The organism is Natrinema caseinilyticum (assembly GCF_024227435.1).
Lineage (GTDB): Archaea > Halobacteriota > Halobacteria > Halobacteriales > Natrialbaceae > Natrinema > Natrinema caseinilyticum.
The window spans coordinates 604,299-624,368 of sequence record NZ_CP100446.1 but is presented as its reverse complement, the minus strand read 5'-3'; the positions used below and the strand labels follow the sequence as shown (position 1 = coordinate 624,368).

Sequence of the window (20,070 nt, the reverse complement as noted above, 5' to 3'; positions counted from 1 at the left end):
GAATCAAGGTCCGCTTCGACCCGGTTACCGGTCGGGCGTGACGCCGTGTCCCGGCCCGCCGATCTCGTGGCCGGGACCGTCGTCAGTCGGAACGACGTCTGACGCCAGTAGCCTGTTTCCGTCGAGGTCGACGTACCTGAATGCTCCGCTGCCGGCGACGAGATGCGCGCTTGCGTGAATTCCGACGGCACTCTCGAGCATGCAGCCGATCATGAGTTCTAGATCCGCACCGCGTGCGATCGAAACGATATCGGCGGCACCGAGGAGCCCGGATTTCGATGGTTTCACGTTGATGATATCGGCCGCGTTTTCGTGCACGATCCTGACGGCGTCCTGCGGAGCGAACACCGCTTCGTCGGCAGCGATCGGCACGTCGACCCGTCGCGTCACGTCGGCGAGTCCGGTGACGTCGGACGCCGGAACGGGCTGTTCGATCAGTTCGAGGCGAACGTTTTCGTCCGCGAGTCGGTCTGCGAACCGGACCGTTTCCTTGGGCGTCCATCCCTGATTCGCGTCGATTTTTAGTCCGACGTTTGGCACGGCGTCGAGAACGGCTGCGACGCGCTCGACGTCCGTCGAGACGTCGGTTCCGAGCTTGAGTTTGAGGCGATTATAGCCGCGTTCGACCGCCGTCGCCGCCCGCTCGCCGGCTTCCGCCGGCGGGAGGATCGGCACGGTCAGATCCGTCTCGACCGTCGTAGGCGGTCCACCGAACAGCGCCGATAGGGGAATCTCCCGTTCGCGACAGTACGTGTCGAGCACCGCCGTCTCGAGGGCGAACGTCGCCGAGACCATCCCAGGAAACGCGTCCCGCACGAGGGCGGTGAGCCGTCGGTACTCCTCGACAGGTTCGCCCTCCAGCAGCTCGGTCGCTGCGCGTACCGTCTCGAGGGCGGCGGTTCTTGTCTCTCCCGTGACCGGCGGGAGCGGCGATCCCTCACCGTGTCCTCGTGTCCCGTCGGCGGTCTCGACCGTGACTAGTACGTTGCTGGCCTCTCGCCGCGTTCCGAGGGCGATTTCGAACGGTTCCGAAAGCGGGAGGTCCAGTGGCTCCGCGTCGACGGCGACGATCTCGCTCACGTTCGCTCCTCCGCCAGCACGTCGTCGATCGCCGCGAGCAGTTCTGCCGCACCGCCGTCGTCGTACACGTTCGCCGCTGGGAGATCGTAGCGCGCCTGTTCCGTAGCGGCGCCCCACGTCGAGATGCCGGCGACCGCGGCGTCGGACAGGTCCTCGATCAGTCGCCGCTCCGTCTCGACGCCGTCTACATCGAACTGCTCGAAGTGCGCACGGTGGTGCCGGTCCGGATCGTCTGCGAGAACGACCGCGTCCGGCCACGCGCCGTGGAGGATGGAGAGAGTCACCCCGGAGTAAGCCCGGTGGGTGAGCGAGGCCTGTCCCTCCACGAAGACGAGACCGTGATCCTCTGCGACGCTCGCGACGAGGTCTTCCACGACGCCGGCTGCGAAGTCCGACGGTACCCGGTCGACGACGACGCCCTCGTGAGCGCCGATCATGATCCCAGTTTGTCCGGTCGCGACCCAGCCTGCGTTCCGACCCATCTCGCGTGCGGCCGCGAAGAGTTCGTACGTCGTCGTTCGTTTCCCGACGGCGCAGTCCGTTCCCAGCACGAGGACGACGTCGGCGTCGGCGTCGACGTCGTCGACCGACCCGTCGGCAACCCTGAGCCAGTCCGACGCCGGTGGTTTGCGTACGTCGAAGAGACGCACGTCGCAGGCTTCAGCCAGCGACGACCACTTCTCGTCGTCGCTGAGAAACGTGTGTAGCCCCGATGCGATGTCACACCCCGCCTCCATCCCGGTTTCGATGTCTCGAACCCACGCGTCGGGCAGTTGTCCACCGGCCGGGGCGACGCCGATCACAAGCACGTCGGCCGCCGGTGCGGCCTCGAGCGCTTCCGCGACGGACGCGACGATCGGGACATCTGGCGCGGACGGGCTGTCAAGCACCGCTGCCGGTGTTTCGCCTACGGTTTCCGAATCGACCACCGCGACCACGTCGAACACATCGCTATGCATGACTACTCCGTGGGCGGTCTTTCCGCCTGCCTCGCCGAATTCCCCCTCGGCGAGGACGATCGCCGGAACCGGCGGATCGAACGCTTCTCTGAGGTTCATGGCTGGAATGTACTGTCTGGGTCCCGTCGAATATACTTACGGGTCGGCTGGCGTTCCGTCACGGTCGGCGCCGACATATGGCGTGCTCTCGATCGACTAGTCGCACGTGAGCACCTCTCCAGGGGTAGCGCCGGTCACCTGGCCCCCGCGAACGATCGGTTCACCGCCGACTAGGACGTGATCAATGCCGTTCGGATACCGGCGCGGGTCTTCATACGTTGCGTTACTCGCGACGCGTCCCGGATCGAACACAACGAGATCGGCGTCCATTCCTGGGCGGACGAGCCCCTTTTGCTGGAGTCCCATCGCACGGGCCGGAAGCGACGTCATCTTCCGGACGGCCTCCTCCAGCGTCAGGAGGTTCTCTTCGCGGACGTACGTTTCCAGAACACGCGGATAGGACCCGTACACTCGGGGATGGGGTTTGCCTCCGAACAGGCCGTCAGTACCGACACAGGTACGTTCGTACGCGAGAATTTCACGGACGTCGTCTTCATCCATCATGTGAAAGACCGCGCTCACGGCGAGCTCCTCCGCTATCAGCAGATCACAGACCGCGTCGATGGGATCGACCCCACGGTCGCCGGCGATCGCTGCGACGCTCTTCCCTTCCAATTCGGCGTTTTCGTCCGTCCCCACGTTCGAGATCACAACGTCATCCCAACCGGTGAGGACGCCGATGTTCTCCCATCCCTCGAGCCGCCACTCCTCGACGTCGCGTCGGATCCGCGCCCGTGTCTCCTCGTCGGAGAGGTACTCGAGCGTCTGCTCTGGCCCCTCCGCGTGCACCCACGGCGGCAGGACGACGGAGAGCATCGTGCTGGCTGCGGCGTACGGATACTGCTCGACAGTGAGGTCGACACTCCGATCTCTGGCGGTCTCGATCAGCGCCGTCGCTCGCGACGCTTTCCCCTGTTGTGCGAGCCCGGCGACCTTGAAGTGCGAGAGGTGTAACGGGACGTCCGCCTCCGCGCCGACGTCGACGAACTCATCGAGTGCGTCCCAGATCCAGCGCCCTTCGCTTCGCACGTGGGCGACGAACGGGCGACCGAACGGTTCGAGGGCCGACGCAAGCTCCTGTACTTCGCGCCGATCTGCGTACGTACACGGCGTGTAGATGAGGCCAGTCGAAAGACCGAGCGCTCCGTCCTCGAGCCCTTCCGTCACCAGCTCCTTCATCTCCGCGAGCTCATCGTCGGTCGGCTCTCTGTCGTTCATACCGAGCAGGTTGTACCGGACGGTCCCGTGGCCGACGAACAGGCCGACGTTGGGCGCGATTCCGTTCTCTTCTACGGCGTCGAGGTAGTCCGCGACGCTCCCCCAGGTCCAGTCGATGTCGGTCCGTCCCGCGAGGGCGCCCAGCTGTGCGCTCCACTCGCTCGCGCCGCCGTCGCGATACATGGGCGCCATCGAGAACCCGTCCTGGCCGAGGATTTCGGTGGTGATCCCTTGTCGCGTTTTCGGCTCGAGCGTCGGCTCTTCGAACAGTCGCATGTCGGAGTGGGAGTGCGTGTCGATGAAGCCCGGACAGACGACGCGGCCGTCGGCGTCGACCGTCGTTTCCGCGTCGACGTCAGGCGTCGCCTCTCGAACCACCGAGGTAATCTGTCCCTCGTCGACTAGGACGCTGCCCGTAAACCACGGTGCGCCGGTCCCGTCTATGACGCGTGCGTTCATGACGATGAGATCCGTCATGCGACTCAATACGTCAGTGAGTAAGAAAAGCTTCCGCTGAGGGTCAGGTGCCTATTGCTGGGACGCTTCGAACGACAGTTACGGTCGTCGATACCGAGACGTATTTTTATTACCTTCTAGATGGGTAGTGAAACCGATGAAACGAAGCTATCACCGCCGAACGGGGGGTCACGTTCGATGAACGCAGCGCTCGACCTCGTTATCATGTCGGCCGATCATGACGCGCACGCGACGATGGTCGACCGAGCGCGCCGGGCAGAGGAGCTCGGTTACAGCCGCGTCTCCACGGGCGAGGCGACGGGGTGGAACGTCGTTCCCGCACTGTCGCTCATCGGCAATCAGACCGAGGAAATCGGCATCTCGAATGACGTCTTCTCGCCGTACGGCCGATCTCCCGCGATGCTCGCCCAGACCGCACTCGCGCTGCAGGATCTCTCCGACGGTAGATTTCGTCTCGGACTCGGCCCGAGTTCGCCGCCGCTCACCGAAAGCTGGCACGGCGCAACGTTCGAGCGGCCGCTGCGACGGTTGCGCGAGACCGTCGAGGTGGTACGGTCGATCTTCGACGACGGGAACGCCAGCTATGCGGGCGAAATCTTCGACATGGACGGTCTCTCGTACGAACGCGAGTTGCCCGAGACGCCACCGCCGATCGACCTCGCGACTTTGGGACCGAAAGCCACGGAACTGACCGGTCGGTTCGCCGACGGCTGGGTTCCGCAACTATTCTCGCTGGCGGGACTCGAGGAACGGTACTCGGACCTCGAGCGGGGGATGGCCCTCGGCGGACGCTATCCGGCCGACGTCCGTGTGAGTCCGATCCTCCGGTGCTTTGCCTCGACGGACCGAGAGCGAGCTCGGGATGCGACGCGATCGATGCTCGCGTTTCTCGTCGGCGCGTACGGTCCCCACTACGGTGATTCAGTCGCTGCACAGGGATATCGGGATGTCGTCGACGAGATACGGGCAGCGTGGACCGCCGACGATCGGGCGGCCATGGCCGACGCGATCACGGACGACATGCTCGACGAATTCGCCGCGGCGGGAACGCCGGAAGAGGTTCGAACGCGGGTCGAACAGTATGCCGAAACCGATTCGGTCGACGCGGTTCGTGTGGGGTTCGTTTTCGGTATGACGGAAGACGAGAAGGAGAAAACGATGGCTGCTATCGCCAGACTGCTTTGATCCTCATGAGAGACGCGATGCTATCGCGACACACCCGGCCCCGACGAAGGCTCCGAGACCCGTAATCAGGAACGCCCACGTATAACTGCCGCTGACTTCGAACCAGAGCCCGGCTAGCGGTGGTGCCGTCAGGCCCGCCACTGCGAAGGCGAGCGACATCACGGCGAACAAGGTATTGAGATCGTCGTGACCGAACAAATCGGCGACCAGAGGCGAAAAGAGACTGCCGCAGCCGCCGTATCCGACTCCGAAGACGACGATCGTCCCGATGAAGACTGTCACCGTCGGTGCGAGCGCCACGCCGATCATCGCCGCACCGAGCACGACGGTAGAGGCGATGAAGGTACGAATTCGACCGACACGGTCCGCCAGGGAACCGACGCCGAACCGGGCAACCGTCGCCATGACACCGACGGTCGTGAGCGCGAGGACGCCCTCAGAGCGTCCGATTCCGATGATCGTCGCGTAAGATACGATGTGACTGATGACGATGTAGACGGGTGCTGACAGCAACACCCAACTGAGGAACACAAAGAGAAACCGCGCGGACGTGATCGTCTCGAGGGACGTGGGCTGTGCCTGACCGTCTGTTCGAATTTCTGATGTCTCGAACGGTGAGCGGCCGTCTCCGAACTCCACGGTCGGGTCTGCACCGACTTCGTCCGGTCGATCAGCAAAGAGTACGGTGAAGGTGAAACAGAGAACTGCGGCCGCGAGCGCGATCCCGAGCATCGACCGGCGCCATCCGACCGACGAGATGAGCACGTTCGTCCCCAACGGAAACACGACCATTCCGATGCCGAGGCCGGCGGACGCGATCCCTGACGCTGCCCCTCGCCGAGCTTCGAACCAGAGCGGGATCGTCGCGAAGCTCACGACGAACAGCCCCCCCATTCCCACGGCGCTGAGGAGGCCGAACGCGATGAAGAGCTCGAGATACGATCTCGAGATTGCGGCCCAGATGAGGCCGACGACGAACAGGACCGAGGAGACCGCTGCCGTTTTCCGCTGTCCGTATCGGTCGACGGATCGTCCGGCACCGACGCCGACGACGTAGATCAGTGCGGTCTGCATCCCGAACACGCCGGCCAGTAGCGATCGCGAGACGTGGAACTCAGCGATGAACACGTCGTAGAAGACGCCGAACGCATAGCTCGTGCCGTAGACCGCTGTCGTGGCCAGCAGACAGGCGACGACGATGATCCAGCCGTAGTAGACCCGCTCGGCTAACGCTCGACGGGGATCGGGAACCATCTCTAATTCAGGTACTCCTTCCATCACGTAACGATTGGGGTTTCGGGGCGGTAGTCGCGTCCGTTTTGGCGGTCAATCGATCGCCGAATTCCCACTCGATTCCGGCGGCTGACATCAGGGGATGCTCATTACTCTATCGTTCCTTTCAGGAAGCCGGCGCAGTAGTACGACAGCCGTCCGTCCTCGACTTCCGCGTATGAGACGAAGCGTTCGTCCCCATCGACGTCTTCTCCAGTCATCCGCCCGTAGACCGCACACGCATCGCCCTCGACAACGGCCCGCTCGATGCTGTGGTCGATGTCCCGCGGACCGCGGCTTTCGACGAAGTACCGTCTGATGTTCTCCCGTCCGACCTCCCGGACGTCTTCTTGGAACGTCGGTGGGTGAAGGTAGTGAGCGTCCTCGGTGAACTGGTCTGCCGCCTTGTCGAACCGGTCGTGACGAAGATGTTTGAGGTACGCCTCGATGATTCCGACATGGAGATGATCGAGTGACATACGGGATCATATCTCGCCGCGACTCTTAATCGCTTCGTGCTGGTCGTCGCGACGCATCGTTACAGCCAGTTCTCCTCCTCCGGTTCGCGCGTCGGCGTGACGTTCCGGACCGAGTCGAACACCGACCGCACGTTCTCCGTCAGCGGCTGCAGGTAGAACCCGCCGGGCGGATACTCGTGCTGAGTGAAACATAGCATCGATCCGAGGAATGGGGTCACGTACCGGCCGAGCACGCCGTGTTGGCCGTGACTCATCATAACGAACGGAATATCGAGTTCGCGGTTCAGAAGCACCGTCGCCTCGAGTGTTTCGAGGAGATCGTCCCAGCTCGTATCGACTCCAACGATTTTGACCATGTCGGCGTTTCGCTGCTCGAACGCCGTCGCAATATTGAGGGCCTGCTCGGGTGAGAGATGGGTTCTCGTGTGGGCTGTCAGCTGGACCTCGCCGCCGAGTTTGTGAATCGTCCCGATTTCGGCGCGCTGCCGTTCGACCGCGTCGGGGTCCGTCGTGAACTCCCGCGGCGGCGACTCCGGGTCGAGCGAAAACGCGGTCGCCTCGTCGGAGAACTCGTCCGGCCCGGGGATCGGATCAAAGGTATCGCCCACCATGTCCACCGCCCGAGCGCCTGCTCGGACGGCCATTTTGAGTATCTCCATTCGCTCTTCGTCCGTTTCTCCGACTCGTTCTCCGGTGTACTTCCACCGATAGTAACACGCCATCGACGGCAGTGACGTGCTCTCGAAGAGGTCCTCGAGATCGGACTCGTTGAGGAGCGACCGCTCGAGTCCGAACTCGCCGTCGCCCATTAGGTTCACGATGAACGAGTCGGCACCCTCGAACTCCGAGTGTTTCATCACGCTGCGCGCCTCCGCGACCGTCGGCTCCGAAATCATCGTGCAGATGAACGGCTGCTCGAGTTCGGTGAATGCGGATTGTTCACGAAACATACCCTATCGTCTCCGGGAGTGCGGAAAAGCCTTGTTCCGGTTGCGGAACCCGAGCTGCATCGGCGGCACTCGAAGCAACCGATTCGCGCTCACAGCCTCACAGTCTCGCTTGTCGGTACCCGTATTATTTTCATCCTGCCGACCAATCCGGCTGTATGGCTCCCGTCGAGAGCGACATTACGGCGGCCGACGGAACCCGAATCAGACTGTGGGAGGTCTCGCCCGATGACGCGACTGAGGCAGTGCTGTTCGTCCACGGTGCGACGTATCCGACGCGAGCGGTGTTCGCACCGCCGATCGAGGCCGACGGTGAGGAGACGTACTCGTGGCTCCGCGCTGCAGCCCAGCGGGGCCGCGCCGCGTTCGCGGTCGACCTCCGCGGGTACGGGCAGAGCGACCGCCCCACCCCAGTCGATGGACCGAGCGGAGTCGACGTTCCCGCCCGAGCGACGGACGTCGTCGCGGACGTGGAGGCGGCCCTCAAGTCGATCTGCGATCGATTTGATCGCGTCCATCTCGTCGGTTACTCGTGGGGCAGCATCGTCTGCGGTGTCTACGTCACGACCGTCAACGACGACGTCGCGTCGCTGACGCAGGTCGCGCCAGTCTACCGACCGCCCGCGGATGTGGCTGCTCGGTTCGTCGACGTGGAACCGCTCGAGCCGTTCCGTCGGATTACGCGGGACGACGTCCGTGAGCGATGGAACGACCAAATTCCGGATGGGACGAACCCGTCCAGGTGGCGCAGCGGGGAACCAGAGTCAGACCCGGTCCTTGAGGCGGTCTGGCAGGGACTCGCCTCGTCGCAGTATCGACTCGAGAGCGCGGACGTCCCGACGGTCGAGGTACCGAACGGGACGTTCCAAGACCTGCGCGCGTCGACCGAAGATGACCCGGCTTATCGAGCCGACGAGATATCGGTTCCGACGCTCGTCGTTCGCGGGTCGCTCGACCCGACCGCGGCCCGGTCTGACGCGCTCGCGCTGTACGACGAACTCGACAGTACAGCGTGCCGAGAGTACGCCGAGATCGGTGGCGGGACACACTTCCTAGCGCTTGAGCGGCGCCGAACCGCGTTGTACGACGCGGTAGATAGCTATCAAAACCGCGTCGAATCAGACCGCTGAGGTCCGACGTTGGTCCGTCTGGTAGGAAGCCACTCTCGATTGCCGCTATTCGGATGATCGTCCCGCGTGGGTCGTCTTCGTCACCGGATCCCCCGCGGACAAACACTTATTTGTCCGTTTTCCGCAAGTATATGTCATTCTGGAGACAGACTTCACAATCCGCCCCCTCTTTTGGCGAGGAACAAACCACTTTCCCGAAACGGAAATCGTGTCTTGTACGGAAGCGGACGGCTCGTCACACAGGTATACCTATCGAGGCTTCGGCGGTCGAGTTGAGTCCCTGGCGAACGCCCTTTCGGTACTGGACGTTACGCAAGGGACTCGAGTCGGCACGTTCGGCTGGAACCATCATCGACACTACGAGACGTATTTCGCCGTCCCGCTGATGGGCGCACAGCTCCACACGATCAACGTCCAACTCCCGGACGATCACATCGAGTACATCGTCAATGACGCCGCTGACGAGATTCTCTTCGTCGATCCGGGTGAAGAGTTCCGGACGATCGAACAGCTCTGGGATCGGCTCGAGAGCGTTGAGTCGGTTGTGGTGATGGACGACGACGTACCTGAGACGGATTTCTCGCGCGTCATGGCCTACGAGGAGTTGATCGCCGATCACGACGCCGACGCGTCGTAGCCCCAGTTAGATGGGAGTCAGCGGGCGGGGATGTGTTACACGTCGGGGACGACGGGAATGCCGAAAGGCGTCGAATACTCCCAGGAGATGATCTACGCGCACTCGCTGATTGCGATTGCTCCCATGACGTTCGACATCAACGAGAGCGATGTCGTGATGCCGGTCGTGCCGATGTTCCACGTGAACGGATGGGAACTCCCGTACGCGGTGACAATAACTGGTGCGAAGCAAGTGTATCCCGGTCCGTCCCCGAGCGCATCCGACCTCGCCGACCTCATCGAGACCGAGGACGTCACCTTCACCGCGGGTGTTCCGACCGTCTGGATCAACCTCCTCGAACATGCCGCGGAGACCGACACCGATCTCTCCAGCCTCGAGCGCATCCTCACCGGCGGCAGCGCCGTTCCCGAGAACGTGATGCGGCGATACAAGGCGGAACACGACGTCGTGATCGAGCACGCGTGGGGGATGACCGAGACGATGAGCGTCGGGAGTTATTCGTGACCGAAGTCGGCCATGCAACCGCTGCCCACGGACGAGGAGTACGCAATCCGCCAGAAACAGGGATTGTTATCGCCCGGACTCGAGACGAAAGTCATCGACGAGAACGGCGAGGAAGTCCCGGGGACGGCGAATCGTTCGGCGAACTGTACGTCCGCGGCCCGACCGTCATCAACGAGTACTACAACCGGCCGGAGGCGAACCAAGCCGATTTCGAGAACGGGTGGCTCAAGACCGGCGACATCGTCACAGTCGACGAGAGCGGGTATCTCGAGATAGTTGATCAGAAGAGCGACGTGATCAAGAGCGGCGGTGAGTGGATATCCACGATCGAACTCGAGAACGCGCTGATGAGACACGACGACGTTCTCGAGGCGGCCGTCGTCGGCGTTCCGGACGATCGATGGCAGGAGCGTCCGCTGGCCTGCGTCGTCTCCAGACCCGACGCGACCGTCAACGCCGAGGAGCTGCGGGTCTTTCTCTTAGATCGGTATCCGCGGTGGTGGATCCCCGACGAGTTCGTTTTCGCCGACGAGGTGCCGAAAACGGCGACCGGAAAGTTCGATAAGAAAGTCGTCCGGGATCAGTACGAGGACGCCGACCTGCGGTGGACGCCGGGCGAATAAGGACTGGCCCGTCTCGTCAGCCGTTGCGACCGCTGCGAACTGTCCCGTCGGCCCCGTCATGTTCGCTGTGATCGGTACCGGCAGTAGCGGTCGAGATCACGTCTCCCGATTCCGATGGTCCGGCTCCGCCTCCCGTTCGCGCACCCGAAGCTCTTACCTCTGGACTTTTCCAGTCGGCGTAGAAGGGAACTCCTCGACGAACTCAACGTATCGCGGTGCGCTCGGATAGCACACCCCGTCCAGATATCGTTCCTGTCGTCCTCCGCGATCGAAACGCTACGCCGACGACTCGCCGTAGTCACACTCGCTTCGCTCGCGCAACGGTCGCGAGTTCGTGGCTCGTCGACCCGCAGGATGGACCTGCACCGTCACGTCTCGGCGGAACGATCGATCTCGACCGTCTCGAGCCATTCGATGAGCGCGTCGAGAACGAAGATCCGAAGTCGGATCAGGTCGCGCCGGTACCCCGTCTCGGCGTCTTCGACTTCCGTTTCGTGTATCGATCGCAGGTCTGTCAGCTCCGTTCGCGCGGTTCGCAATCGGTCGGCAAGTCTGTCGATCTCCTGTCTCTGTTCGGCGAGTGGCAGGTGATGCAAGAAGCCGAATTTCATCGCTAACGACGCCTGTAGCGGCGACTCAGAGACGTCTTTGATCGGCTCTCGAAGCAACGACTGGAGTCGATTGATTCCTGATTCGGTGATCCGGTACGAGCCACCGCCGTCGTCGAGGACTAACTCGACGTGACCGCTATTCTTGAGGCTGGTCATCGTCGGATTCAGTACACCGGTACTCGCTCCCCAGTATCGGCCGAAGTTGTGCTGAAGCGTCTCGTGGACGTCTCGGATGGTCGCACGTTCTTTCTCGGTGAGTACGCCGAGGATTCCCAGGGACGCGATGGTACGCTGGTCCATATGGGCAGTTCCATACGAAGGCATATAACGCTAAGAGGAACGTTTCAGTCACTGCCGCGGTAGTCACGGTGACTGACGCTCGTCCCATCGCGGTACAGGCGGTCGTACTCGAGGTTCGCGGACTTGATAGCAGCGCGGTGGCGGACTGCCGATACGGTCGGCCGTCCCGAACGCGGAGACCCATCGAATGCGGAAGGGGGCGTTCCGAGAGGGACTCAGTTCGTCTCCCGTTCGGCGTCCTCCCGGTAGGGCTCACGGAACGCCTTCTTGTCCACCTCTCTGTACGATGTAGTGGGTGTCTCGGGACGTGACGTACGAACAGCGCATTGCCGACGACAGCGACGACATAATGATAATCCGGATGAACACGACCGCGCTCGAGACGTCGGACGAGAACCTCGCACCGGGACTTAACTCCGACGCGCGGAGGTGCTCGGTCCCCAGCGGTGGGGAACGCTTAATATACGATCCGCGAAACAACGTGCCATGGCGAGTGATCCGTGCTTTACGTCACTGATGGAGATTGCGCGACGAATCGACAGCGGGGACCTGTCGCCGGTTGAGGTAGTCGACGCCTACCTCGAGCGGATCGACCGACGTAACGAGACGCTCCGCGCGTACAGTACGGTCGTCGGTGAGGAAGCGCGTGCGGAGGCCCGCGCGGCCGAACGCGCGGTCGAGCGGGGCGAGGAGACCGGTCCGCTCCACGGAGTTCCGATCGCAATCAAGGACCTCTTCGCGTTCAAGGAGGGCGTCCATCATACGTTCGGATCGACGGTCTTTGAGGACTTCGTCTCTGACCGGACGGCTCCCGTGGTCGAGCGACTCGAGGAGGCGGGGGCAATCGTTCTTGGGAAAACGAACACCCCCGAATTCGGGAATCGACCGACCACTGACAACGACCTCGTCGGAACGACCCGGACGCCGTTCGACACCGACAGGACCGCCGGTGGCTCCTCTGGCGGGAGCGCCGCCGCCGTCGCGGACGGTCTTGCAGCGGCGGCGCAGGGATCTGATGCCGGGGGCTCGATCCGGATCCCGGCCGCCTGCTGTGGCGTGTACGGGTTCAAGCCGACGTTCGGTCGGATACCAAACGGGAACCCGTCGAACGCGTTCGCGAAACACACCCCGTTCGTCCAGCACGGACCGCTGACCAGGACCGTTGAAGACGCCGCGCTACTGCTCGACGTGATGACTGGACCACACTCCAATGATCCGTTCACGCATCCAGAGACGGAGACGGATTACGTTGCGAGCGTTACCCGCCCGATAGACGATCTCGAAATCGCGTACAGTCCGACGCTGGGTATGTTCACGATCGACAGTCGCGTCCGGCGGACCGTCGATGATGCGGTCGACGCTCTTTCGGCGGCGGGCGCGATAGTCGACGAGATCGCTGTCAGTTTTGATCGTGATCCGGACGAGATCCGCACTGCGTGGGAGACCCTCTTTCAGGTGATGTTGGCCGATCTCGATCGCCAGATACGTGACGTGCATACCATCGACCTGCTCGGCGACCATCGGTCGGAGATCGATTCGCTGTTCACAAACATCGTTGAGGCCGGTCGCGCTCACTCAGCAATGGAGTGCAAGCAAGCTGACGCCGTTCGGACCGACGTCTACGCCGATGTCAGGCGTGTGTTCGACGCGTACGACTTGTTGGTAACGCCGACGATAGCGGTACCGCCGTTCAAGGCCGACCGCCTCGGACCGACCGAAATCGAGGGGACCGAGATCGATCCGTTTGTCGATTGGATTTTGAGCTGGATCTTCAATATGACCGATCATCCGGCCGCGTCGATCCCGGCTGGGTTCGTCGACGGGTCCTTGCCCGTCGGTATGCAGATAGTCGGTGACCGATTCGCCGAAACGGACGTCCTCGCAGTCAGCGGAGCGTTCGAACGCCAACGACCGTGGCACAGTCCGCAGCCGGAACACGATTAAGACCGGTAACCACTAGTTCTGTCGCTGGCTCCAGATGTAGTGTCATCTGTCCGCCTCTGGTCGAGGCGCTAAACCGTGAACGCGTCCTCCGTTATGGCGGGAACGGTACGATATTCCCGTAACATATCGGAGGCGTCATGACAGTGAATGGCGCAGAATCGCAGCCAGCCGCATCCGTGAGGGGATTTAGCATAAATCGACGCGGTTCTTTGGAATGACCGAAGTGAAGTCGGTTCCCCGTTGAACTACTGATTTCGAATATTGGAGAATGTATGGGTGTGAATCCCTCAGAGTAGTATTTCCGCCGGCGCTATGATGATTACAGCCATAAGACTGTAAATAAGGTGGCGGTCCGACAACTCCGGAATTACCGAATCAAGCTCAGATGCGTCTATTTGGTTAAGACGACTAACCGGTAGCAACGGAGGAAACGAACCGATTGATATCGGGGGATCAGAGTTGGCTCATGTACGATCGGCCAGTCCCCTCCTCGCGAACACGGTTTAGTCGATCCGGTTACCAATAACTTCTTTTCTTTGGCAGTTCTGATTCGGAACATGTTACGGAAGGCACTGACGCTGTACATCGGCAGTGAGTGGCGCACGTTCTGCGGGATGTCGAGGGAAGATTTCGTCTCAAGAGCGACGGACACACTCGACAATCTCGGGTACGAGTATTCGGTGGAAACCACCGACACGAGCGGCGGTGAGCAGCTCATGCTGGGGTCGGGTGAGGAGGGCGACCGGATCACCGTGACGGCTCCGGATCAGTTCACCGTCGATGCCGTTACCGCGAAGAGTAATCCCGTCCTGGCCTTCGGGCTGAAGTTCTTCTCAACGGAAGAGATGCGCGAGGAGATGACCGCTGATGCTTGTGTGGTCGACGTCGGCGGTATCGACGACGAATCCCGGTCCGCCGTCGGGGCACTCTTATCAGGAGTAACCGAGCGGAGCGACCGCCCGCCGTGGAAGCTCACCCACCACGTAGGGTTCCGTCTGGCAGTCCTTCTCCGATTGAAAGTGAGGCTGCTCTGGCGATATTGGTTGAACGTCGAGCAAACCGCGGGCACCCGGACCGCTTGAGGGTGCTCTGAGGGGGTCGACCATCAGTCGTCCGTTTCGGTCTGTGACTCGACGAACGATTGATGGGAGTGGAATTCTTGGAATCCGGCGAGTTCGTCACCAGTCGGCCGACGGGTCCCTAGACTGACCACGATATAGACGATCAGTCCGAGTGGAACTGCGACGAGCGCTTCGGTGTACGGGACTGCCATAATGTCGCCGAACAATAATATACCGTAGGTAAGGAACCCGACAATCATCGAGGCGATTGCCCCGTACGAGTTCCCCCGTTTCCACCACGTCCCAACGGCAAGCGCCGGGAACAGGCCGCTGGCAGCACCTCCGGCGACGAGAGTAGTCATCAGGCCGATGATAGCTGGTGGATTAAACGCCACGACAGCAGCGACTATCACACCGGTCCACATCACACCGACTCCGAGGAGCGTTTCTTGGCGCTCGGACAGGTCGACGTTCAGCGACTTCGGGATGTCATGGGAGACGCTCGCGCTCAGCGCCACTAGAAGCGCGTCGGTCGTGGACATCACGGCCGACAGTAGCCCCGCAGCACCGAGTCCCTGCATGACGGGCCCGAAGTAACTGCTCAGAACTGCGTAATAGAAGTAGTCGGCGTTGGCGAGATTCGGTTCGAGCACCTTGGCGGCACCGGCCACCCAGAATATTGAGAGCGTGAACGAGAAAATGTAGAGGACGTTCATATACATGAAACTCCGGCGAGCGGTCCTGTCGGAGTCGCTCGCGAGGACGCGCTGTCCCATCTGCGGAAGCGCGAGGAACGCGAGGATCCACACGAGCCCCAAGCCGAGGTGCATCAGTCCCGGAGCCTTGGTTGATCCGAATCCCGGATCGGCCGCCATCGCCTGGTTAAGCGTTCCCGTGACGCCCAGTTGCGCCCAGACAATCGGGACGGGAACGAGCGTGAGCAGGAACATTATGATACCCTGGAAAAAGTCTGTCCATGTGACCGCCCACATTCCGCCGAGTGAGACGTACAGGGCGAAGACGAGGGCGGCTGCCATCACTCCAGCCTGATAGCTGAGTTGGGGAAGGACGAAGTCGATGGTAATCCCTCCAGCCGTTAGCTGGGGGATAAGGTACGCCCACGAAGCGATGGTGAAGATGACCGCGGCCACCAAACGGACGGTGTCGCTCTGGTAACGCCGCTTCAGGTAATCGGGAACGGTGTAGACTCCGCTCCGTCGGATCGGTGCTGCGATGAAAATCATCATGAATAGGCCGCCCGCTGCGACGGCTACGAGGACGAGTTCGCCGAACGCTGCGCCGAATGCGTATGCGAACCCTCCGTAGCCGAAGAACGACCCTGCGCTCGCAGTAACCGAGAGGACGGCGAACACCTGCACCCACAGCGGAATCTGTCCACCGGCGATCCAGAAGTCGCTCGTCGATTTCCGCGACTTCCGGTAGAAGTACGCCCCGATCCCGATGACGACAGCGAAGTACGCGAGGACGACGCCGATGGCGAGAGGGCCGCTCGAGACTTCGGGCGTTACGCCTTCTTGGAGCGGTATAGCCAGCGTCATCGGCTATCTACCTCCTCGTCCTCGATGGACGTGACCCAGTACTCGTAGACGAATCCCATGGCGATAATGACGACACCCCAAAGGACGCTCGTGTAGGCGAAGAGCGTGAGGTTACCACTGCCGGTCTCCCAGTAGAACGGAAGGCCCGTGAGGAGTATCCACGATACTAAAACGACACCAGCGGTTACGAGCATCGGCTTCAGCCCCGCTGACCGCTGTATCTCTACGTCACTGTAGCTAATTTTCGCGCTTCTCTGCTGTGAACGCCGGTTTGTTTCTCCACTCATTGTCGGATAGTCACCCGTCTTCGACCGCTTGCTGTGTGGGTCGCGTCCCCACTGTTGTGATATATGCTATCAATTGTCTATTAAACCTTTCCATTGTCTGGACTCTCTATCTGCTACGTTCACCGTTTCGCATAGTCGTTCTATCGTCCACCGGTGACCAGAACGGGAACGGTGGTGTTCAGGATGACCGATTGAGAGACACTCCCGAACAGCACCTTTCCGGTCGGAGAGCGCTTCCGAGCGCCGATGACGATTAGGCCGATCCGATTGTCGTCGACGTAGTCCAGGATTCCCTCTGTCGGATCTCCCTCTCGGATGGTCGTAACGCAGTCGATTCCTTCTTCGGCGGCCCGTTCGGCGACCTCGTCGACGATCTGTTCGGCTTGCTCGTGGAGTGACTCCTCGCGATGTTCCGCCGACTCGACAGAGAGCGCTCCGTACCGACTTTGACGGCTGTAGGCACAGAGCGCATGTACCGTCGCCCCTCGCTCCTTTGCTATTTCGAAGGCGTGAGGGATGGCTGTCTCGGATTCCTCCGTCCCGTTCACCGGCACCAGTATCTCTCCGTACATCATTGCTAACACTCCACATGACGGTATTTAAATTTTATGCAAAATACGGAACGTCTTGCCGACGGGCTACGGCCTGTACGGCCGAATTCTGACGAGAATCGGTTTCTGCCTCTCAAAGGTCGGCCCCAGTTCCGTTGTCTGATTTCTGCCTACTCTACACGAAACGAAAACCCCTAGATTTCCTTCGTGACGCTGTATTCACGAGGTCACCGAGTAAAATATCATGTGAGATGATATATCCCCATTGATTTAAGGTATGGCTATCGAATAGGCGAGCATGTTTGAGCGATCCGGAGAGCAACAGATGCTGGTGAGTAATGTCCGCGACGCAGTCGAGCGCGACGTAGAGCCGATACTGCAGAATTACGGTAAAGAAGAACCGCTGTCGAAGGCGGACGTGCTAGATGTGCTGTCAGTGTTCTCCGAGGTGGGACTACTTGGCCGGGACATTCCCGAAGAGGTCGGCGGGGCGGCTCTCGATCACACCACGTGGGCGCGCATGTTCGAGCAACTCCCGATGCAAACCGATCTCGTGACGATGATCTCGAGCGAAACCGCGCGGATGATTCATACTGCCGGCACCGATCGGGTTCGCGAGGAGTACCTCGGTCCGTTGCTTCGAGGCGAGATCGTCGGCTGTGCGGGCATCTCTGAACCCGGCGTCGGATCGAATCCGCGGGAAATCGAGACGATCGCTGAGAAGGATGGCGACGAGTGGGTCATTAACGGAACGAAGACGTGGATTTCGAACGGACAGATAGCCGACGTCGCCGTTATCGTTGCGGACACGCCGAAAGGGAAGACGCACTTCCTCGTCGACGCTGATACCGAGGGCTTCGATCGCCAGCGCCTCGAGATGCTCGGTCGCCGCTACGACCATATGGGCCAGTTGTACTTTGACGAGGTTCGCGTCCCAGAGGCGCACGTCGTCGGATCACTCGGGGACGCGCTCGACCGGACCTACCAGTCGTTCGAACTGGGACGAGCAAACGTGGCGCTGTTGGGCGTCAAGACCGCACAGAACGCCCTCGACGCGGCGATCGAGTACGCAAATGACCGCGAGCAGTTCGGCAAGCCTATCGGCGAACACCAGTTGGTCCAGCGGCTCATCGCCGAAGGGGCGACGTACGTCGACGCCGCTCGGCTGCTCGCCTACCGGGCGCTGGACCACTTCGACAACGGCCACCGGGCGGCCACCGAGGGTGCCATGGCCAAGTGGTTCGCCACCGAGAGCGCCGTCGAGGTCACCTCGAACGCCATTCAGATCCACGGCGCGATGGGACTATCACGGGAACTAGACGTCGAGCGGTACTTCCGCGACGCGAAAATGCTGACCATTCCAGAGGGGACGACGCAGATCAACAAGCTCATCATCGCCCGCGATCTCCTCGAGCTCTCGGCGTTTCGATAGGACAGGCCGACCCAAACGACTAATACCGTGGCTAGTTCTCCCGAGACTATGGCTGTAGAGCGGTCACCGGTAACGGGAAGTCTCCTCTCAAGCGAGGCGGTGCGCGATAACTTCCGAACGGCAGCCGGGTCGTTCGTCGACCTGACCGAGACCATGCTCGGTCCCCGCGGAATGCACAAGATCGTCGTTCCGGAGGAGGGCGAGCGGGTCGTGACTCGAGATTGCTTCCGGGTGCTACGGACCGTCGAGATCGACCACCCCGTCGGTCGACTGCTCTACGGCGTCGCCAAGAACCAGTCGTCGCAGTACGACGATGGGGTCGTGACTGGCGTCCTCCTCACCGCCCGACTGCTGGCCGACTGTCTGGGAACGACGGCCGAGACGGGGATTCATCCGCGGACCGTTCGAGGAGGACTCGAGCGCGCGCAGGAGATCGCCGAACGTACGCTCGATGACGCCGCGGTCCCAATCGAGCCCGATCCGACCGCTGACCCCATCCGTGCGGTCGCCCGGTCACAGGCGCGGACGAAACTCATCGATGGCTCCGAGTTCGCCCCGCTGATCACCGAGACGTTGACGGCGCTCGCCCGAGACGCGCGGTCTTCCGAAGCGGGGGGACTACTGCTCGATACCGATCGTGTTCACGTGATCGCTCGGACCGGTCCGTCGCGGAGACGGACCCGACGGTTCGACGGTGTTCTCGTCCAGAAAGGGCTGCTCAACCGGGATCAGACGTCGATCCGCGACGCTCGCGTGGCGACCGTTGACCAGAAGCTCTATCTCGAAACGGCCAACGGCGAGGAGGAAACACAACGGCGGTTGAATCCCTCTTCGCCCGGGGAGTTAGACGCGTTCCACCGGGCGGAAGAGCGGATCCACGATCGGTTCGTCCGGCCGATGTGCGAGGCCGGCGTTGACGTACTCGTTTCTCGAAAGGGGATCGACGAGCACGTCTCTCAGGCACTCCTCCGCGAGGGGATCCTCGTCATCCGGCGGGCCAAACCCGAGGAGATCTTGGAGAGCGTGGCCGCGGCGACGGGTGCGACCGTCGTCGGCGATGTGCAAGATATCAGCGCGGCCGACCTTGGACATGCGGGTCGAGTCGAGGAGCTGATGTTTGGACCGCTATCGTATACACTCCTTGGCGAGTGCGAGACCGCGGCGGCCACCTCCGTTCTCACTCGCGGAGGGACGTGGACGAGCGCCGAGGAGGTCGAGCGGGGGCTCGAGGCTGCGATCCGAGCGAGCACCGCCGCCGTCCGCGAACCCGCTGTTGTCCCCGGTGGCGGGTGTAGCGAGATCCGAATCGCATACGCGCTGCACAGGGCTGCCGCGGAGACTTCGACGCATGAGGCGATCGTTCTGGAAGCCATCGCCGAGACATTCGAGACGATGGTCCGAACGCTCGCGACGAACGTGGGTCTGGACGACCACGACGCAGTGACGACGCTTCGGGCTCGCGTTCCCGGAGAGACGGCCGGAGTGGTCGACCCGTCAGATGGCCCTGCTCGCGTTGACGACGTCGTCAATGCCAGCGTGATCGATCCGCTGGAAACGAAACGGGCTGCCGTCACAGCGGCCTTCGAGGCGGCAGTCCACACTGTCGCCATCGACGAAGTCATCGCCGTCGAGTAATTCCGCAGGGTACGAATCGTTTGGCCGAACTTCTCGTCGTCCGGAGTACGAGTGCGTCGAGAGGACAAACGGCAGTCGAG

Annotated in this window: 16 protein-coding genes and 1 pseudogene; 7 read left to right on the top strand and 10 right to left on the bottom strand. The window is 61.9% G+C overall.

What is annotated here, in order from left to right; all coding sequences use genetic code 11:
* Positions 1-24: 24 nt before the first annotated feature.
* The 3 genes from NJT13_RS22295 to NJT13_RS22285 form a co-directional block, all read right to left on the bottom strand.
* On the bottom strand, positions 25-1,080 hold the full coding sequence (locus NJT13_RS22295; RefSeq protein ID WP_254525722.1) for a dipeptide epimerase: 1,056 nt from the start codon (positions 1,078-1,080) through the stop codon (positions 25-27).
* Positions 1,077-2,138, bottom strand: a complete 1,062-nt coding sequence (locus NJT13_RS22290; RefSeq protein ID WP_254525721.1) for a DUF1611 domain-containing protein — start codon at positions 2,136-2,138, stop codon at positions 1,077-1,079. The genes NJT13_RS22295 and NJT13_RS22290 overlap by 4 nt, the downstream gene beginning before the upstream one ends.
* 96 nt (positions 2,139-2,234) lie before the next feature.
* The gene (locus NJT13_RS22285; RefSeq protein ID WP_254525720.1) at positions 2,235-3,833 is read right to left on the bottom strand and encodes an N-acyl-D-amino-acid deacylase family protein; all 1,599 of its coding nucleotides are present in this window, start codon (positions 3,831-3,833) and stop codon (positions 2,235-2,237) included.
* 177 nt (positions 3,834-4,010) lie between these two features.
* Between NJT13_RS22285 and NJT13_RS22280 the strand changes: the two genes are divergently transcribed.
* Positions 4,011-5,018: a TIGR04024 family LLM class F420-dependent oxidoreductase gene (locus tag NJT13_RS22280; protein ID WP_254525719.1), complete on the top strand. Its 1,008-nt coding sequence runs from the start codon at positions 4,011-4,013 to the stop codon at positions 5,016-5,018.
* 3 nt (positions 5,019-5,021) lie between these two features.
* On the opposite strand, the gene NJT13_RS22275 is transcribed toward NJT13_RS22280, so the two are convergent.
* The 3 genes from NJT13_RS22275 to NJT13_RS22265 form a co-directional block, all read right to left on the bottom strand.
* Positions 5,022-6,296: an MFS transporter gene (locus tag NJT13_RS22275; RefSeq protein ID WP_254525718.1), complete on the bottom strand. Its 1,275-nt coding sequence runs from the start codon at positions 6,294-6,296 to the stop codon at positions 5,022-5,024.
* Between the two features lie 104 nt (positions 6,297-6,400).
* A complete protein-coding gene (locus tag NJT13_RS22270; RefSeq protein WP_254525717.1) occupies positions 6,401-6,769 on the bottom strand; it encodes a nuclear transport factor 2 family protein in 369 nt (122 codons plus the stop codon).
* Between the two features lie 59 nt (positions 6,770-6,828).
* Positions 6,829-7,719, bottom strand: a complete 891-nt coding sequence (locus tag NJT13_RS22265) for a type I 3-dehydroquinate dehydratase (RefSeq protein WP_254525716.1) — start codon at positions 7,717-7,719, stop codon at positions 6,829-6,831.
* A 155-nt stretch (positions 7,720-7,874) separates the two neighbouring features.
* Between NJT13_RS22265 and NJT13_RS22260 the strand changes: the two genes are divergently transcribed.
* Together NJT13_RS22260 and NJT13_RS23330 are read left to right on the top strand one after the other, a co-directional pair.
* Positions 7,875-8,846, top strand: a complete 972-nt coding sequence (locus NJT13_RS22260; protein WP_254525715.1) for an alpha/beta hydrolase — start codon at positions 7,875-7,877, stop codon at positions 8,844-8,846.
* Between the two features lie 139 nt (positions 8,847-8,985).
* Positions 8,986-10,610: pseudogene (locus NJT13_RS23330) on the top strand (long-chain fatty acid--CoA ligase).
* 368 nt (positions 10,611-10,978) lie between these two features.
* On the opposite strand, the gene NJT13_RS22245 reads toward NJT13_RS23330, so the two are convergent.
* A complete protein-coding gene (locus NJT13_RS22245; protein WP_254525713.1) occupies positions 10,979-11,521 on the bottom strand; it encodes a hypothetical protein in 543 nt (180 codons plus the stop codon).
* A gap of 486 nt (positions 11,522-12,007) precedes the next feature.
* On the opposite strand from NJT13_RS22245, the gene NJT13_RS22240 reads away from it, so the two are divergent.
* Entirely contained in the window at positions 12,008-13,465 is a 1,458-nt protein-coding gene (locus tag NJT13_RS22240) for an amidase (RefSeq protein WP_254525712.1), read from the top strand.
* A gap of 680 nt (positions 13,466-14,145) precedes the next feature.
* A complete protein-coding gene (locus tag NJT13_RS22235) occupies positions 14,146-14,547 on the top strand; it encodes a hypothetical protein (protein WP_254525711.1) in 402 nt (133 codons plus the stop codon).
* 23 nt (positions 14,548-14,570) lie between these two features.
* On the opposite strand, the gene NJT13_RS22230 is transcribed toward NJT13_RS22235, so the two are convergent.
* From NJT13_RS22230 to NJT13_RS22220, 3 genes are all read right to left on the bottom strand, one after another.
* Positions 14,571-16,085, bottom strand: coding sequence for a sodium:solute symporter family protein (locus NJT13_RS22230; RefSeq protein ID WP_254525710.1), 1,515 nt, complete (start codon positions 16,083-16,085; stop codon positions 14,571-14,573).
* Entirely contained in the window at positions 16,082-16,372 is a 291-nt protein-coding gene (locus tag NJT13_RS22225) for a hypothetical protein (RefSeq protein WP_254525709.1), read from the bottom strand. Before NJT13_RS22225 ends, NJT13_RS22230 begins: the two co-directional genes overlap by 4 nt.
* 140 nt (positions 16,373-16,512) lie before the next feature.
* Complete coding sequence (locus NJT13_RS22220) at positions 16,513-16,947, bottom strand: universal stress protein (protein WP_254525708.1); 435 nt, start codon at positions 16,945-16,947, stop codon at positions 16,513-16,515.
* A gap of 274 nt (positions 16,948-17,221) precedes the next feature.
* On the opposite strand from NJT13_RS22220, the gene NJT13_RS22215 reads away from it, so the two are divergent.
* The gene (locus NJT13_RS22215) at positions 17,222-18,355 is read left to right on the top strand and encodes an acyl-CoA dehydrogenase family protein (RefSeq protein WP_254525707.1); all 1,134 of its coding nucleotides are present in this window, start codon (positions 17,222-17,224) and stop codon (positions 18,353-18,355) included.
* 48 nt (positions 18,356-18,403) lie between these two features.
* On the top strand, positions 18,404-19,990 hold the full coding sequence (locus tag NJT13_RS22210) for a TCP-1/cpn60 chaperonin family protein (protein WP_254525706.1): 1,587 nt from the start codon (positions 18,404-18,406) through the stop codon (positions 19,988-19,990).
* The last annotated feature ends 80 nt before the right edge of the window (positions 19,991-20,070 follow it).